Source organism: Brachyspira sp. SAP_772 (genome assembly GCF_009755885.1).
Taxonomy (GTDB): Bacteria; Spirochaetota; Brachyspiria; order Brachyspirales; family Brachyspiraceae; genus Brachyspira.
Map to the genome: position 1 here is coordinate 1 of NZ_VYIX01000229.1, position 645 is coordinate 645.

1 pseudogene is annotated in these 645 nt (G+C 24.8%); it reads right to left on the reverse strand.

Features of this window, described 5'->3' with window-relative positions:
* Positions 1–148, reverse strand: a pseudogene (locus GQX97_RS15195) (threonine synthase); the annotation flags it as partial.
* Positions 149–645 lie beyond the last annotated feature (497 nt).

A 645-nucleotide genomic window follows, 5' to 3' on the forward strand; every position in this document is an offset into this window, starting at 1 on the left:
AATATGAATATATTCGTCCAGGGTCATTTCGTATAGTTTCTGGTTTTATTAATGGAGTGTTGCCTTCATGCAATGTAAATAATGGGGTTTTATCTGTAATTGGTAAATATTCTCTATAKTCGCTTAAAAGTCCGTTCCATGCTTTCATAATATTATCCTTTTTAATGTTATTAACTYATAAAAATTAATAATTATTATTAATAGTATTTAATATAGAATATAATATAAACAACAATTTTTCAAGTTTTAATTACTATTAAACAAATAATTTTTTTATATAATGTATATTTTATTCAACTTTTTCCCGCMGCAAAAAGTTGCAAAAAGTGCAAGTACTATAGCTTTGTCATTTGGAATATATAAAGCTAAAATAATATTTATATTTTGTTATATATAAAAAGCTATACTCTATTAAATGCAGTCTTTTTGGTTCTTTGTGCCAACAAAAGAACTGGGGTGCGGGGCAAAGCCCTGCAAATAATAAAAATAAAGAAARTTAAAAATTTGCAGCATATAGTAAAACAATTATTATATATCAATTTTTTTGTTGTTCTTTTTCCCGCAGCAAAAAGAACCAAAAAGTGCAAATGGTTTAGCTTGGCATGTTTGGAATATATAAAGCTAAAATAATATTTATATTTTGTT